Raw genomic sequence first — 13,584 nt, forward strand, 5'->3', positions numbered from 1 at the left:
CCGCGCCCCCCCCCCCCCCCCCCCCGCGTCCGCCCAGCGCTGGTGCGCGGGGGCCGCCCCCCCCCCGTTCCCCACCCCCCCGCGAAGGGGGAGAGCGGCGGCGGGTGCGGGAGAGGAGGGCGAAGGGGTGATCCGCCGGGCCGGGGGGCTCAGCCCTTCGTGTGGCTCATCCGCTCCAGGCCGGCAGCGGCGAGGGCGCCGACGACGAGGACGGCGGCGGGCAGGAGCATCGCCTCGCCGAAGGCCTTCGACAGGGCGTCGGCCACGGCCGGCGGGATCTGCTGGGCCGACGCCCCGGCGCCCTCCATGCTCATGCCCTGACCGGCGCCACCCCCGACGTTGGCCGCGATGCGCGAGCTCATGAGGGCGGCGATGGCCGCGCTGCCGACGACCGAGCCGACCTGGCGGGTCGTGTTGTAGACGCCCGAGCCGGCCCCGGCGAGCTGCACCGGGAGGTTGCGGTTGGCGGTCGTCGCGAGCGGGCCCCAGATCGAGGCGCCGGTCACGCCGACGAAGGTCGAGGTGATCACGACCGCCCACAGCGGGGCGTTGGCGCGCATGAGCAGGGCGAGGACGACGAGGGTCACCGCGAAGCCGCTCAGCCCGATGGTCGGCAGGATCCGGGGGTGGATGCGGTCGACGAGCTGGCCGACGGGGCGGGCGAGCACGATCGAGGCGATCGCCTGCGGGGCGAGGACGAGCGCCGCCTGCGTGGGGGACAGGCCCCGCACGCTCTGCAGCCACACGAGGAGGGGGAACATCATCGCGGTGATCGCCAGACCCATCGTCGTGATGGCGATGTTCGACAGCGAGAAGTTGCGGTCGCGGAAGAGGCCGAGCGGCACGAGCGGCTCGGGGCGCACGCGGGACTGCCACCAGACGAAGGCGGCGAGCACGACGAGGCCGACGACGACGAGGAGCGGCACCGAGAGGGGCCCGGTGATCGTGCCCCAGTCGTAGCGCTCGCCCTCCTGGACGGCGAAGACGACGGCGAAGAGGCCGACGGCGGACAGCACGACACCGACCCAGTCGAAGGAGTGACCGCGGGTCTCGAGGTCGGGGACGAGCCGCCACGCGGCGACGAGCCCGGCGATGCCGACGGGCACGTTGATGAAGAAGATCCACTCCCAGCCGACGCTGTCGAGCAGGACACCGCCGAGGAGCGGGCCGACGAGGAAGGCGACGCCGGCGGTCGCGCCCCACAGCGCCATCGCGGAGCCGCGACGGTCGACGGGGAAGGTGCGGGTGATGACCGACATCGTCTGGGGCGTCATCATCGCCGCGCCGAGGCCCTGGACGACGCGGGCGACGACGAGCGCGGTGATCGACCCGCTGAGGCCGCAGGCGAGCGAGGCGAGGGTGAAGACGACGAGCCCGACGAGGTAGATGCGCTTGGGCCCGAAGCGGTCGCCGAGACGACCGGTGATGAGCAGCGGCACCGCGTAGGCGAGGAGGTAGGCGCTCGTCACCCACACGACCGACTCGATGTCGGCGCCGAAGTCGGCCATGAGCGCGGGGGTGGCGATGGAGACGATCGAGGCGTCGACGAGGATCATGAAGAAGCCGACGACGAGGGCCCAGAGGGCGGGCCAGGGGTTGTCCGGACCCTGGGCATTCGTGGAGCTGGTCGGAGCGGGTGCGGGGCGGGCCGTTGTCACCAGATCACGCTACGCCGCACCTCCGACAGCTCACTCCTCCTCGTCCAGGCCGGGCCGCGCCGCCCCGGCGTCCGCGTCCCCGTCGCGAGCCCCCTCGCCCGTCTGCCGAGCCTCCCGGTCGTCCCGCGCCGCGGCGTTGCGTCGCCGGCGGCGGTGCTCGCCGACCGCGACGGCGATGCCGAGCAGGAGCGGCCACAGCACCTTCGCGGCGCCGAGGAGCACGCCCAGCCATCCCGGCAGGGTGACGTCCGGCCACGGCACGGAGATGTCCGGCCAGGGGATCGAGGGCAGGTCGGGCCACGGGATCGAGGGGAGGTCGACGCTCGGCAGGTCGAGGTCCCAGTCCGGGAGGAGGCGTCCGAGGACCGGCAGCAGCGCGGCGAGGAGGAGCGGCACGACGACCTTGCCCGCACCGCCGAGGACGTCGTCGGCGGAGGCGAGCACCGGGTGCCGTACGGCCCACTCCTCCCGGCGGTGCGCCCGGCTCCCCGGCTCGGGGTCGAGGTCGGTACCCCCGGTCCCGACGAGCGCCCGGGGCAGCGCCGCGGACTTCGCCCCCGCGAAGTGCGTCACCCGGCGCGGGCGCCCGGTCGCGGCGAAACGGGCCTTCATCGCGCCGATCTCCTCGACGAGCTCGTGGTCGTCGGGCACGACGAGCTCGAGGGAGTCCGCGCTGCTGCTGCTCGACGCGACCTCGACGCCGTCGACCGACCACGTCGCGAGGTTGCGGAAGCCGCGCTGCGAGGTGCGCACCTCGTGCCGGCGCCCGTCGATGTCGAGCACCCACACCTGCGGGTCCTCGATGTCGATGTGCGGCGTCTCGTCCGTCGTGTCGGTCACGTCTCGACGGTAGGTGCCCTCCCACCGCGTCGTCTTCAGCCCTCGGGCTGGCGCACCCCCTCCCCAGGTACCCCCTTCGCGGTGCGCCTCCCCGGACCGGCGGCGGAGCCGCCATAGCGTGGCCGGGTCGCGCGGGGGACGCGCGAGACCCGAAGGGGGAGCAGGGATGTACGTCGACGACGACCCGGTCTACAAGAGGCGCCGCCTCGTCGCGCTCGCGGTGGTCATCGCCGTCGTGCTCGCGCTGTGCGCGCTCGGTCGGGTGCTCCTCGGAGGCGACGACGCGGAGCCCGCGGCCGCCGCCGCCCCCGTCGCCGCGGCCGCCCCGGCGAAGAAAGTGACGACGGTCGAGCAGGCGGCGCCACCCCTTCGCCCCCAGGAGGAGCAGGGCGAGCCGGCGGGCACCGCTGACACCGAGCTCGTCCGGGTGCAGCGCATCACCGGGGGGCTCACGCCGAAGTCGGTCGTCGCGAGCGGCCAGGGGCTCGTCCTCGCGCAGAACATGATGTACAGCCACACCGTCACCGCCTACCGGCCCGACGGCGCCCGGGTGGCGACGGTCTCCGACACCGTCGACCTGTCCGACTTCGGGGTGAAGGGCCACCCCGGTCGCAGCAAGGGGGCGCCGGTCGAGGTCGCCTTCAGCCCCGACGGGCGCACCGCGTGGGTGAGCCAGTACTCGATGTACGGCAAGGGCTTCGCCCCCGAGGGCGCCGACTCGTGCACCTCGGGCGCCGGCATCTCCAACAGCTATCTCTACGAGCTCGACACGAGCACCTTCGAGGTGCGGCGGGTCGTCGAGGTCGGCGCGGTGCCGAAGTACGTCGCCGTGACTCCCGACGGCCGCTCGGTCCTCGTGAGCAACTGGTGCTCGATGGACCTCACCGTCGTCGACGCGGCGAAGGCGACGGTGACCCGCACGATCCCCACGGGCGGGCAGCACCCCCGCGGCATCGCGGTGAGCCCGGACAGCACGACGGCCTACGTCGCGATCATGGGCAGCGACCGCACCGTCGCGGTCGACCTCGCGAAGGGGAGCGTGCGCACCCTCGCCGAGACCGGAGACAAGCCGCGCCACGTCGTCATCTCGCCCAAGGGCGACTACCTCTACGTGACGAACAGCGGGGCCGCGACGGTGAGCAAGGTCGAGGTGTCGAGCGGGGAGGTCGTCGCCGAGACCAGGACCGCCGCCGACCCGCGCTCGACGGCGATCTCGCCGGACGGCGCCGCCCTCTACGTCGTCGAGTACGGCGCGGCGCGGGTCTCGAAGATCCTCACCGCCGACATGGAGCTCGTCGACTCCGAGCCCACCGACGGGCTGCCGATCGGGGTCACCTACGAGCCGACGACCAAGCGGGTCTGGGTGGCGTGCTACTCCGGCTCGATCGTCGTCTACGACGACTCCCGCCGCGGCGCCTGACCTCGCCCTTGTCCCCCTTCGCTCCCCAGTCACAGCTTTCCCGCCCAGGGCGGAAAGTGCGACCTCGGGAAAGAACATGTCCTTCCCGAGGTCGAATGTTCCCGCCCTGGGCGGGAAAGTGGAGGGGGCGAAGGGGGATCAGGCGGCGAGGAGTGCGTCGATCTGGTTCATCGCGCCCGCGGTGCCCTCGACGACGCCCATGTCGAGCACCTGCTGGAGCGCCTCGGCGCTCTCGTAGGTCGACACGGTCGTCAGGCGGGTGCCGCCGTCGGTGGCCTCGAAGGTCATCGTCGCGCGCGACACCGGCAGCTCCGGGGCGGGCGTGCCGGCCTCGTCTGTGGCGAAGCCGTCGGCGAAGTCGAAGCGGCGGGGCTCCTCGACGTCTCCGACCTCCCAGTAGCCGTAGTACTTCTCACCCTCGGGCGAGGTCATGTAGTAGACCATCCGGCCGCCGGGGGTCAGCGAGTGCTCGACGAAGGTCGCGGGGTAGTCCGGCGGGCCCCACACCTGCTCGAGCTGGCGCGGGTCGGCGTAGACCTGCCACACGCGGTCGACGGGGGCGGCGAAGTCGGCGACGACGGTGAGGGTACGACCCTCGACGTCGGGGGTGATGTCGGTGACGGGCATGGTGCTCAGTCCTCTCGGTCCTGCTCGGGTGGGGTGGTCGGTGAGACGTCGGTGCTGCCGCGCAGGAGCAGGTCGTCGATCCGGGCGACCCGGCCGCGCCAGACCTGCTCGATCTCGCCGAGCAGCTGACCCACCGAGCGCACGGCCTCGACGTCTCCGCTGGCCATCGCCGTCCGACCTTCGCGTCGCTTGGTGATGAGGCCCGCGCGCTCGAGGACGGCGACGTGCTTCTGCACCGCGGCGAAGGACATGTCGTACTTCTCCGCGAGCGCTGACACCGAGTGCTCCCCGGCCAGCACGCGGCGCAGGATGTCGCGCCGGGTCCGGTCGGCGAGGGCGTGGAACATCGCGTCCGCGCGGTCCTCGTCGTCAGCCACACGACAAACATACAACCGATCGGTTGTATGTCAACCCCTCGGGCGAAGGGGGTGTCCTCTCGCCTCGTCGTCGTGCGTCACCCCTGCCGGGCCTTCATCCGCGGGTTGGCGCGGTTGATGACGTAGGTCTTGCCCCGGCGGCGCACGACCTGCGAGCCGGGCTGTGACTTCAGCGAGCGCAAGGACGCGCGGACCTTCATGGGGTGCTCCTTCGTGGGTCGACGAGACCGCGCCGGACGGCGCGGACGAGACGGCGGGGCACCTGCACGGTGGTGCCGTCGACGATGACGGGGACGAGCTGCTCGGTCCGGGCCCTCCACGTCGCCCGGCGGTGCCGGGTGCGTGATCTCGAGGTCTTGCCCTTGGGGACGGCCATGCGTCCTCCCTTCGTGTCGCGGTGGTGGGGGGTCAGGCGATGCGGCGGACGGGTCCGAGCCACTCCTCGAGCCCGTCGCGACGGGTCGACCACGCGCCCGACCCGCCGCGCATCTCGGCGTCGGTGAGCAGGCACTCCTCGAAGGCTGCCGCGATGACGTCGCGGGTGTCGACGTCCTCGCGCAGGCCGGTGACGACGATGCGTGTCAGAGGTCGGCCGAGGCCCCAGACGCCGGTCGTCCCGATGCTCAGCTGGCCGCCCGCGCCGGTCCAGGCGACGACGTCGGCGGGTCGGGTCGGCAGCCACAGGCAGCCCCGCGAGCGGGCCGGGTGGTCGCCGAGCTCGCCGAGGCGGGCGAGGAGCCGGGCCGGGTCCATCGGACGCTCGCTGCGCAGGTCGAGCGTCCACACCGCGTCGGAGGCGGCGTGGTGCTCGCCGTCGCGGCGCACGTCGCCGACCCAGCGCTCGGTGGCGTCGTGGTCGTGCACGCCGACGAGCAGCTGCTCGGTGTCGAGGCCCTCGTAGTCGTAGGTGATCGGCGTGCCGGGCCGGGCGAGGGTGCGCAGGAGCGCGTCGCCCTCGTCGGAGCGGGACCCGTGGACGCAGACGACGTCGGCGTACTCGACCATCGGGGCGAGGGCCTCCGCGACCGCCCGGGAGTCGGGCCCGACGAGGTGCGCGGAGCGCTCGCCGAGCAGCTCGTACCCCATGAGGTCGGTGGTCACGGCGGAGCCGTCGAGCGCGGCGACGACACCGGCCACCCGGGCGTCGCCGAGGGCGTCCGGGTCGTAGGTCGCGACGCGGCACACCTGGACCGCCTCGGCCCCCACGGGCAGGTGCGCGACGATCGCGCCCCATCGCCCGAGGTCGGCCAGGCGCGCGAGGGTGGGGACGACGGACTCACGGATCGCGCAGCTGACGCACGCGTGCTCGAGGTCGACGACCTCGCGCTCGAGCACCCCCGTGACGTCGCTGACGACCCGCACGAGCTGCTGCGCCCGGGGGTCGACGTGGTGGCCGACGACGACGCTGCGCGGCAGGTCCCACTGCAGGGCGATCGTCGCCGCGGCCATCGCCTCGGGGTCGATGCCGGTGACGAGGTGGACGGGGGTCGTGCCGAGGCCGGCCCGCGTCATCGCCGGTCACCGTAGCGGCGGCGGAAGCGCTCGAGCCGTCCCTCGCTGTCGAGCGTGTGCGCCCGACCGGTCCAGAAGGGGTGGCTGTCGCTCGTGATGTCGACCGTGACGAGCGGGTAGCTCGTGCCGTCGATCTCGACGCGCTCGTCCGAGGTCGCGGTGGACCTCGTGACGAAGGTGGTGCCGGTGGACCGGTCGCGGAAGGCGACCGGCGCGTACAGGGGGTGGATGCCGGGCTTCATGCCGTGTAGCGTATTGAGAACGGTTCTCATTCGCAAGCGAGCCACGACCGGCTCGGACAGGAGCACGCACGCCATGTCACGTCACTGCCAGGTCACCGGTGCGGTGCCCGGCTTCGGCCACTCGATCTCGCACAGCCACCGCCGCACGAAGCGCCGCTTCGACGTCAACGTCCAGCGCCGGCGCTACTGGGTGCCCTCGCTGCGGCGCAGCGTGACGCTGAGGGTGAGCGCCCGCGGGATCAAGACGATCGACCGGCGCGGCATCGACGCCGTCGTCGCCGAGATGCTCGCCCGCGGGGAGCGGCTCTGATGGCCGGCGCCCGCGCGGCCCTGCGCCCCAAGATCGTCCTCGAGAGCACCGCGGGCACGGGCTACCGCTACGTCACGGAGAAGAACAGGCGCACGACCCCTGAGCGGCTCGTCCTGCGCCGCTACGACCCGGTGGTGCGCCGCCACGTCGACTTCCGAGAGACGCGCTGATGGCCAAGACCTCGACGACCGTGCGCAACCGTCGGCGGGCCGAGACGGTGGCGCGGTACGCCCGGCGTCGCGCCGAGCTGCGCGAGCTGCGTCGGACCGGCACCCCCGGCGAGCGGGCCTCCGCGCAGCGCGCGCTGCAGGCCCTGCCGCGAGACGCGAGCCCCGTCCGGCTGCGCAACCGTGACCCCTTCGACGGTCGCCCGCGCGGGTACGTCGGCGCGGTCGGCGTCTCCCGGGTCCGGCTGCGCGAGCTCGCGCACGCCGGCCACCTGCCGGGGGTCACCCGGTCGAGCTGGTGAGCGGCGGCCCGTAGCCTTCGGGCATGACGCGCGTCGCGGTGGTGGTCAACCCCTCCAAGGCGCGGGCGAAGGGGGTCGCCGACCGGGTCGTGCAGGGGTGCGCCGAGCGCGGGTGGCCCGAGCCCGAGGTGCTCGAGACCGCCGTCGACTCGACCGGTCGCGACCAGGCGGCCGCGGCCGCCGGGGCCGGCGCCGAGCTCGTCCTCGCGTGCGGCGGCGACGGCACCGTGCGCGCCGTCGCCCACGGCCTCGCCGGCACCGGGGCCGCGATGGGGCTGGTGCCCGTCGGGACCGCGAACCTCCTCGCGCACAACCTCGGTCTGGCGACCCGGGACACGGGCCGGGCCGTCGACACGGCGCTCGACGGCCGTCGTCGCCCGCTCGACCTCGGTCTCGCCCGCCTCGGCGAGGACGGGAGCGAGCACCCCTTCGTCGTCCTTGCCGGCATCGGCCACGACGCGGCCACCGTCGCCGACACCCGCGACGACCTCAAGCACCGCATCGGCTGGCCCGCATACGTCACCCCGGCGGCGCGGCACGCGCTGCGCCGCCCCGTGCCCGTCCGGGTGCGCCTCGACGACGGCCCGGCCCGCGAGGTCGTCGCGTGGAGCGTGCTCGCCGCGAGCTGCGGCCGGGTGCGCGCCGGTGTGCAGATCGCCCCCGGGGCGCTGCTCGACGACGGGCTCCTCGACGTCCTCGAGGTGACCGTCGCCCGCCCCGTCGGCTGGCTCCCGGTGGCGGCGAAGGGGGTCCTCGGCCTGCGCCGGGACGTCCCGGGTATGCGCACCCGCCGGGCTGCCTCGCTCGAGGTGACCGCGGACCAGCCGCTGCACGTCCAGCTCGACGGGGACATCATGGGCCGGGTCGACCGGCTGCGGGTGCGCGTCGAGCGACGCGCGATCGACGTCGTAGGAGGAGCCCGATGAGCACGGACCTGGTCACCGAGGTGCACGAGCTGCAGGAGGGGTGGACGAGCGCGGCCGACGAGCGCCGGCTCGCCGAGATCTTCACCTCGCTGCACGGGGTCGAGCTCACCGAGCTGAAGAACGCGATCAACCGGCGCGACGACCACCACGACCTCGAAGAGCTGCTCTTCGACGACGTCGACGACGAGGAGATCCGCGCACGGGTCCTCGCCCACCTCGCCGCCGAGGCGCAGGCCCTCGGCAGGGTCGGGGTCAAGGTGCTCTCCGACATCGACGACACCGTCTTCCCGATGATCCACGAGACGCGCTACCCCCGCGGGCACACCCCGGTGCCGGGCGTCCTCGCCTTCCTCCAGGCCCTCGACGACGGGCCGGTCGACAACCCGCTCTCGCGCGGCGACCTCACCTTCGTCACCGCCCGGCCCGAGCTGGCGATGGGCCTCGTCGAGGGCTCGACGAAGGACGCGCTGCGCACGGCCGGCATCGTCTCCTCCTCGGTGCTCGCCGGAGAGGTCCTCGGCCTGCGCAGCAGGGACGCGATGGCCGACGTCAAGCTCGCCAACGTCGAGCGCTACCGCCAGGCCTTCCCCGAGTACGGCGTCGTCTTCGTCGGCGACACCGGGCAGGGCGACGTCCTCGTCGGCACCCGGATGCGCGAGGCCTACCCGCAGGACTGCCCCGCCGTCTTCGTCCACGACGTCGTCGCCACAGCGCAGCCCGAGCGCGACCGGCTCGCCGCGCTCGGCGTGCACGTCGTCGACACCTACGTCGGCGCTGCCGGGGTGGCCCGGCGGCTGGGACTGGTCTCCGACGCGGGGGTGGCCGAGGTCACCGAGCAGGCCCTGGCCGAGCTCGACGAGGTCGCCTGGGAGAGCGCGGAGCAGGAGCGCGACACCCGGGCGCTCTTCGAGCGCGACGTCGCCGCGCTGCTCGGCTGACACCGACCCCGCCTACGCTGGGCCGATGAGCGAGCACGAGCCGGTCGAGACCTCCGAGGGCGAGCGCAGGGCCGTCGCGGCGATGCTCGCCGCGGGCATCGAGCACGAGGTGACCCGGCACGGCCGGGTGGGCTCGCTCGCCGAGGCCGCTGCCGCCCGCGGGGTGCAGCCCGCCGACATCGTCAAGACCCTCGTCGTGCGCCGGGGCGACGACGACCACCTCTTCGTCCTCGTGCCGGGCGACCGCGAGATCGACTGGCCGCTGCTGCGCGAGCACCTCGGGGTGAGCCGGCTGTCGATGCCCGACGCGGGCACGGCCCGCGACGTCACCGGCTACGAGCGGGGCACCATCACCCCCTTCGGGTCCACGCACGCCTGGCCGGTCGTCGCGGACGCCTCGATCCTGCGGCCCGAGGGGCGCCGTGTGTCCATCGGCGCGGGCGCGCACGGGGTCGCCGCGACCGTCCCCGCAGCCCGTCTCGTCGAGGTCCTCGGGGCCGACGTCGCCGGGGTCACCCGGCCCGCCTGAGCGGCCACGTCCCGCGCTCGGGGACGCGGCAGAGGGGGCCGACGACCCCCGGATAGCCTGTGCCGCGTGAGCGACTCGACCCCCACCTCGACCCTGCCCGACCCCACCGCCGTCGCGGTCTCGAGCGAGGTGCGCGAGGCCGTCGCCGCCGGCCGCCCGGTCCTCGCGATGGAGTCGACGATCTTCACCCACGGGCTGCCGCGCCCGCGCAACCTCGAGGTCGCGCTGGCGGCCGAGGAGCAGGTGCGCGCCGCCGGCGTCGTGCCCGCGACGATCGGCGTCGTCGACGGCGTCCCGACGGTCGGCATGAGCACCGCGCAGGTCGAGCGGCTCGCCGGCGAGGACGTCATCAAGGCCTCGGTGCGCGAGCTGCCGATCGCCCGTGCCACCGGTGCGAGCGCCGGCACGACCATCGCGGCGACCGCCTTCCTCGCGCACGCCGCGGGCATCGAGGTCTTCTCCACCGGGGGGCTCGGCGGGGTGCACCACGGGGCGAGCACGACCTTCGACGAGTCCGCCGACCTCGTGACGCTCTCGCGCGTGCCCGTCGTCCTCGTCTCCTCCGGCGCGAAGGCGATCCTCGACATCCCCGCGACGCTCGAGCGCTTCGAGACCCTGTCGGTGCCGGTCGTCGGCTACCGCACCCTGCGCTACCCGGGCTTCTACGTGCACGACTCCGGCTACCCCCTCGCCCAGCAGGTCGACAGCCCCGAGCAGGTCGCGGCGCTCTACCGCGCCTCGCGCGGCCTGGGCCTGCCCGCCTCGGTCCTCGTCGGCAACCCCATCCCCGAGGGCGACAGCCTCGACCCGGTGGCCCTCGACGAGGTCATCGAGCGCGCCTGGGCGGCAGCCGACGACCAGGGCGTGCGCGGCCAGGCGACGACGCCCTTCCTCCTCGACTTCATCCAGCGAGAGACGAAGGGGGAGTCCCTCGACGCCAACGTCGCGCTCTACCGCAACAACGTCGCGCTGGGCTGCGAGGTCGCCACGGCGCTCGCGGCCGGCGTGAGCGGCTGAGCCGCGTGCTCGCGGTCGCGGGCGACCTCGTCCAGGACGTCGTCGTCCTCACCCACGAGCCGCTGCGGCGGGGGAGCGACGTCGCCGCGCAGGTGAGCACGCAGCGGGGTGGGTCGGCGGCCAACGTCGCGGCCTTCGCCGCGGCGAGCGGCACCCCGACCCGCTTCGTCGGGTGCGTCGGCGACGACGTCGCCGGGCGGGCCCTCGTCGCCGAGCTCGCCGGCCACGGGGTGGACGTCCGGGTCCAGGAGCGCGGCACGACCGGCGTCATCGTCGTCGTCGTCGAGCAGGACGGCGAGCGCACGATGTACCCGAGCCGTGGGGCCAGCGCCCTCGTCGAGAGCGTCGATCCTGGGTGGCTCGACGGCGTCGAGGTCCTGCACCTGCCGCTGTACGGCTTCGACGGCGGGAGCACGCCCGACGCGCTCGCCGCGGCCGCGGACACGGTGCGCTCCGCCGGCGGACGGGTCTGCGTCGACCTCTCCTCGACCCTGCTCGTCGACCGCCACGGCGCGGGCTGGGTGCGCGAGGTCCTCGCCCGGGTCGCCCCGACGTGGGTGAGCGCGAACGCCGACGAGGTCCAGGCCCTCGGGCTCGACGACCCCGCCTGGCTCGACGCCCATCCCGGCACGGTCGTGCTCGCCCGGGCCGGTGCCGACCCGACGCGGGTGCTGCGTGCCGGCGCGGACGCGCTCGTCATGCCCGTCGCCCCCGTCGACGGGGTCGTCGACACGACCGGCGCGGGCGACGCCTTCGCCGCCGGCTTCCTCGGGGCGACGCTCGCCGGGTGCGATCTCCTCGCCGCCGTGGCGGCCGGTCACGCCCTGGCCCGCCGGGTCGTCACCGCCGCCGGTGCCGTCCTCCCTCCGGCCTGAGGGTCCCCCTTCGCCCCGTGACGCGCGGGTACGACGACCGCGGCCGCACACGGGCTCGGTCGTACCTCGGTCCTGCGGGAGGTGCGGACCGGGCTCGTCCCGTGACGGTCGTCCTACCCGCGGGTCACGTGGTGCGACCGCCTCCTAGGGTGGGCCCGACCCGCCGCCCGCTGACCCGCAGGAGAGCCCATGCCCACCACCCTCATCACCGGCGCGAGCTCCGGCCTCGGCGCCGAGATGGCCCGCCAGATGGCTGCGCTCGGCCACGACCTCGCCCTCACCGCCCGCCGCACCGACCGCCTCGACGCGCTGCAGGCCGAGATCACCGCGGCGCACCCGGGTCGCCGGGTCGAGACCTACCCGCTCGACGTCACCGACGACGAGGCGGTGCTCGCGGTGACCCGGCGGGTGCAGGAGGACTTCGGCACGATCGAGCGCTACGTGGTCAACGCCGGGCTCGGCAAGGGCGCGCCCGTCGGCAAGGGCAGCCACTACGCCAACCGCGAGACGCTGACGACGAACGTCCTCGGCGCCTTCGCGCAGGCCGAGGCCGCGATGCAGGTCTTCCGTGAGCAGAAGAGCGGGCACCTCGTCATCATCAGCTCGGTGACCTCGGTGCGCGGCTTCCCGTCGTCGATGACCGCGTACGCGGCGAGCAAGGCGGCCGTCGCGAGCCTCGGCGAGGGCATCCGCAGCGAGATGCTCGGCAAGCCCGACCTCGACATCGACGTCTCCGTCATCTGCCCGGGCTACATCCGCTCGGAGATGAACGAGAAGGTAGAGCAGAAGGTGCGCTTCATGGTCGACACCGAGACCGGCGTGCGCTCGATGGTCGCGGCGATCGAGGCGCGTCGGGCGAAGGCCTTCGTCCCCGCCCGCCCGTGGGCCGCGCTCGCCAAGGTCATGCAGGTCGCGCCGCTGCCGGTGGTCCGCAAGCTCATGTGACCGGGGACCCTCGACGCCGTCGTGCGTCGCGGGTCCCCCACCTGCGAGGCTGCGCCCATGAGTGACACGCAGCGCGCGCAGGAGGTCGTCGGGATCAGCGGGGTGAGCATCGCCTCCGAGGACGTCGACGCCACCCGCGAGGCGTGGTGCCGCTTCGCCGGGATCGAGCACTCGCCCGCGCTCGTCGTCGGCGGTGTCGCCGTGGGCGTCGGCCCGACCGTCGGGGGGCCCGAGGGGCTCGCCGCCGTCACCCTTGCGGCCACGGACGTCAGCGAGACGCTCACCCTCATCGGTCGTCGCGGCCTGCCCGTCGACGGGGGCGTCGTCGACGTCGCCGGCACGTCGTGGCGGGTGGCGGGCACGACCGGTCAGGTCGACCTCGACCCCCGCGGCGGGATCGAAGGGGTCGACCACGTCGTCGTCAGCAGCACCGACCCCGACCGGGCTGCGGCGCTGTACGGCGCGCGGCTCGGGCTCGAGCTGCGCCTGGACCGCACGATGCCCGAGCACCGCATGCGCGGCCTGTTCTTCCGCGCGGGCGACTCGGTCGTCGAGGTCGTCACGCGTCTGGACGGCGAGGGCGACGGGGGCGAAGGGGGAGCCGACCGCCTCTCCGGGATCGCCTGGCGCACCCCCGACGTCGCCGCTGTCCGCGAGCGGCTGCTCGGTGCCGAGGTCGACGTCTCCGAGGTACGTCCTGGTCGCAAGCAGGGCACCCTCGTCGCCACCGTCCGCGACCCCGACCTGCGCGTCCCCACCCTCATCGTCGGCCCCGCGTAGGGGTCAGCTGCTGGTCGAGGGTGCGACGGAGGAGCCTCGAGACCACGCGCCGCCGGTCTCCGCCTGTCGGGTGAGCGCGAATCGCCGCTACCTCATGGGTGTAGCGGCGATTCGCGCTC

At 74.3% G+C, this 13,584-nt stretch carries 19 protein-coding genes; 11 read left to right on the plus strand and 8 right to left on the minus strand.

Annotated elements, in window-relative coordinates; all coding sequences use genetic code 11:
• Positions 1–149: 149 nt before the first annotated feature.
• Together LIV55_RS10505 and LIV55_RS10510 are read right to left on the minus strand one after the other, a co-directional pair.
• Positions 150–1,658, minus strand: a complete 1,509-nt coding sequence (locus LIV55_RS10505; RefSeq protein WP_308012906.1) for a DHA2 family efflux MFS transporter permease subunit — start codon at positions 1,656–1,658, stop codon at positions 150–152.
• A 30-nt stretch (positions 1,659–1,688) separates the two neighbouring features.
• A complete protein-coding gene (locus LIV55_RS10510; RefSeq protein ID WP_229300148.1) occupies positions 1,689–2,498 on the minus strand; it encodes a hypothetical protein in 810 nt (269 codons plus the stop codon).
• A gap of 166 nt (positions 2,499–2,664) precedes the next feature.
• Between LIV55_RS10510 and LIV55_RS10515 the strand changes: the two genes are divergently transcribed.
• Positions 2,665–3,918 carry a YVTN family beta-propeller repeat protein gene (locus LIV55_RS10515; RefSeq protein WP_229300149.1) on the plus strand — a complete coding sequence of 418 codons (1,254 nt, stop codon included), beginning with the start codon at positions 2,665–2,667 and terminating at the stop codon, positions 3,916–3,918.
• A 138-nt stretch (positions 3,919–4,056) separates the two neighbouring features.
• Here LIV55_RS10515 and LIV55_RS10520 read toward each other — a convergent pair whose 3' ends face one another.
• The 6 genes from LIV55_RS10520 to LIV55_RS10545 form a co-directional block, all read right to left on the minus strand.
• A complete protein-coding gene (locus LIV55_RS10520; protein ID WP_123092642.1) occupies positions 4,057–4,545 on the minus strand; it encodes an SRPBCC family protein in 489 nt (162 codons plus the stop codon).
• Between the two features lie 5 nt (positions 4,546–4,550).
• Positions 4,551–4,892, minus strand: coding sequence for an ArsR/SmtB family transcription factor (locus tag LIV55_RS10525; RefSeq protein WP_068272399.1), 342 nt, complete (start codon positions 4,890–4,892; stop codon positions 4,551–4,553).
• Between the two features lie 107 nt (positions 4,893–4,999).
• The gene (ykgO, locus tag LIV55_RS10530) at positions 5,000–5,122 is read right to left on the minus strand and encodes a type B 50S ribosomal protein L36 (protein ID WP_229300150.1); all 123 of its coding nucleotides are present in this window, start codon (positions 5,120–5,122) and stop codon (positions 5,000–5,002) included.
• Positions 5,119–5,298 carry a 50S ribosomal protein L32 gene (gene rpmF / locus LIV55_RS10535; protein ID WP_229300151.1) on the minus strand — a complete coding sequence of 60 codons (180 nt, stop codon included), beginning with the start codon at positions 5,296–5,298 and terminating at the stop codon, positions 5,119–5,121. The genes ykgO and rpmF overlap by 4 nt, the downstream gene beginning before the upstream one ends.
• 32 nt (positions 5,299–5,330) lie before the next feature.
• A complete protein-coding gene (locus tag LIV55_RS10540) occupies positions 5,331–6,434 on the minus strand; it encodes a CobW family GTP-binding protein (RefSeq protein ID WP_229300152.1) in 1,104 nt (367 codons plus the stop codon).
• Positions 6,431–6,676: a type B 50S ribosomal protein L31 gene (locus tag LIV55_RS10545; RefSeq protein WP_229300153.1), complete on the minus strand. Its 246-nt coding sequence runs from the start codon at positions 6,674–6,676 to the stop codon at positions 6,431–6,433. Before LIV55_RS10545 ends, LIV55_RS10540 begins: the two co-directional genes overlap by 4 nt.
• Before the next feature lie 73 nt (positions 6,677–6,749).
• Here LIV55_RS10545 and rpmB point away from each other — a divergent pair, with 73 nt between their 5' ends.
• The 10 genes from rpmB to LIV55_RS10595 all read left to right on the plus strand — a co-directional run bounded on the left by rpmB (position 6,750) and on the right by LIV55_RS10595 (position 13,465).
• Positions 6,750–6,986, plus strand: a complete 237-nt coding sequence (gene rpmB / locus LIV55_RS10550; RefSeq protein WP_229300154.1) for a 50S ribosomal protein L28 — start codon at positions 6,750–6,752, stop codon at positions 6,984–6,986.
• Positions 6,986–7,156, plus strand: a complete 171-nt coding sequence (gene rpmG, locus LIV55_RS10555) for a 50S ribosomal protein L33 (RefSeq protein WP_229300155.1) — start codon at positions 6,986–6,988, stop codon at positions 7,154–7,156. The genes rpmB and rpmG overlap by 1 nt, the downstream gene beginning before the upstream one ends.
• Positions 7,156–7,455 (plus strand): 30S ribosomal protein S14, encoded by a 300-nt coding sequence (gene rpsN, locus LIV55_RS10560; RefSeq protein WP_229300156.1) that lies wholly within the window; start codon positions 7,156–7,158, stop codon positions 7,453–7,455. The genes rpmG and rpsN overlap by 1 nt, the downstream gene beginning before the upstream one ends.
• A 23-nt stretch (positions 7,456–7,478) precedes the next feature.
• Positions 7,479–8,381: a diacylglycerol/lipid kinase family protein gene (locus tag LIV55_RS10565; protein WP_229300157.1), complete on the plus strand. Its 903-nt coding sequence runs from the start codon at positions 7,479–7,481 to the stop codon at positions 8,379–8,381.
• Entirely contained in the window at positions 8,378–9,319 is a 942-nt protein-coding gene (locus tag LIV55_RS10570) for a phosphatase domain-containing protein (RefSeq protein WP_229300158.1), read from the plus strand. Before LIV55_RS10565 ends, LIV55_RS10570 begins: the two co-directional genes overlap by 4 nt.
• A gap of 25 nt (positions 9,320–9,344) precedes the next feature.
• On the plus strand, positions 9,345–9,848 hold the full coding sequence (locus LIV55_RS10575) for an aminoacyl-tRNA deacylase (RefSeq protein WP_229300159.1): 504 nt from the start codon (positions 9,345–9,347) through the stop codon (positions 9,846–9,848).
• A 66-nt stretch (positions 9,849–9,914) separates the two neighbouring features.
• The gene (locus LIV55_RS10580) at positions 9,915–10,865 is read left to right on the plus strand and encodes a pseudouridine-5'-phosphate glycosidase (protein WP_229300160.1); all 951 of its coding nucleotides are present in this window, start codon (positions 9,915–9,917) and stop codon (positions 10,863–10,865) included.
• A gap of 5 nt (positions 10,866–10,870) precedes the next feature.
• Entirely contained in the window at positions 10,871–11,740 is an 870-nt protein-coding gene (locus LIV55_RS10585; RefSeq protein WP_229300161.1) for a carbohydrate kinase family protein, read from the plus strand.
• A 189-nt stretch (positions 11,741–11,929) separates the two neighbouring features.
• Complete coding sequence (locus LIV55_RS10590; RefSeq protein WP_123092638.1) at positions 11,930–12,685, plus strand: SDR family oxidoreductase; 756 nt, start codon at positions 11,930–11,932, stop codon at positions 12,683–12,685.
• A 57-nt stretch (positions 12,686–12,742) separates the two neighbouring features.
• Positions 12,743–13,465, plus strand: a complete 723-nt coding sequence (locus LIV55_RS10595; RefSeq protein WP_123092637.1) for a VOC family protein — start codon at positions 12,743–12,745, stop codon at positions 13,463–13,465.
• Positions 13,466–13,584 lie beyond the last annotated feature (119 nt).

Source organism: Janibacter melonis (assembly GCF_020567375.1).
GTDB classification, from domain to species: Bacteria; Actinomycetota; Actinomycetes; order Actinomycetales; family Dermatophilaceae; genus Marihabitans; species Marihabitans melonis.

Excerpts from the sequence above, each read along its gene's own strand:
- LIV55_RS10545 (WP_229300153.1), bottom strand. The coding sequence starts at position 6,676 with ATGAAGCCCGGCATCCACCCCCTGTACGCGCCGGTCGCCTTCCGCGAC.
- LIV55_RS10565 (WP_229300157.1), top strand. The coding sequence starts at position 7,479 with ATGACGCGCGTCGCGGTGGTGGTCAACCCCTCCAAGGCGCGGGCGAAG.
- LIV55_RS10570 (WP_229300158.1), top strand. The coding sequence starts at position 8,378 with ATGAGCACGGACCTGGTCACCGAGGTGCACGAGCTGCAGGAGGGGTGG.
- LIV55_RS10575 (WP_229300159.1), top strand. The coding sequence starts at position 9,345 with ATGAGCGAGCACGAGCCGGTCGAGACCTCCGAGGGCGAGCGCAGGGCC.
- LIV55_RS10590 (WP_123092638.1), top strand. The coding sequence starts at position 11,930 with ATGCCCACCACCCTCATCACCGGCGCGAGCTCCGGCCTCGGCGCCGAG.
- ykgO (WP_229300150.1), bottom strand. The coding sequence starts at position 5,122 with ATGAAGGTCCGCGCGTCCTTGCGCTCGCTGAAGTCACAGCCCGGCTCG.
- rpsN (WP_229300156.1), top strand. The coding sequence starts at position 7,156 with ATGGCCAAGACCTCGACGACCGTGCGCAACCGTCGGCGGGCCGAGACG.
- LIV55_RS10520 (WP_123092642.1), bottom strand. The coding sequence starts at position 4,545 with ATGCCCGTCACCGACATCACCCCCGACGTCGAGGGTCGTACCCTCACC.
- LIV55_RS10595 (WP_123092637.1), top strand. The coding sequence starts at position 12,743 with ATGAGTGACACGCAGCGCGCGCAGGAGGTCGTCGGGATCAGCGGGGTG.
- LIV55_RS10540 (WP_229300152.1), bottom strand. The coding sequence starts at position 6,434 with ATGACGCGGGCCGGCCTCGGCACGACCCCCGTCCACCTCGTCACCGGC.
- LIV55_RS10525 (WP_068272399.1), bottom strand. The coding sequence starts at position 4,892 with ATGTTCCACGCCCTCGCCGACCGGACCCGGCGCGACATCCTGCGCCGC.
- rpmG (WP_229300155.1), top strand. The coding sequence starts at position 6,986 with ATGGCCGGCGCCCGCGCGGCCCTGCGCCCCAAGATCGTCCTCGAGAGC.
- rpmF (WP_229300151.1), bottom strand. The coding sequence starts at position 5,298 with ATGGCCGTCCCCAAGGGCAAGACCTCGAGATCACGCACCCGGCACCGC.
- LIV55_RS10515 (WP_229300149.1), top strand. The coding sequence starts at position 2,665 with ATGTACGTCGACGACGACCCGGTCTACAAGAGGCGCCGCCTCGTCGCG.
- rpmB (WP_229300154.1), top strand. The coding sequence starts at position 6,750 with ATGTCACGTCACTGCCAGGTCACCGGTGCGGTGCCCGGCTTCGGCCAC.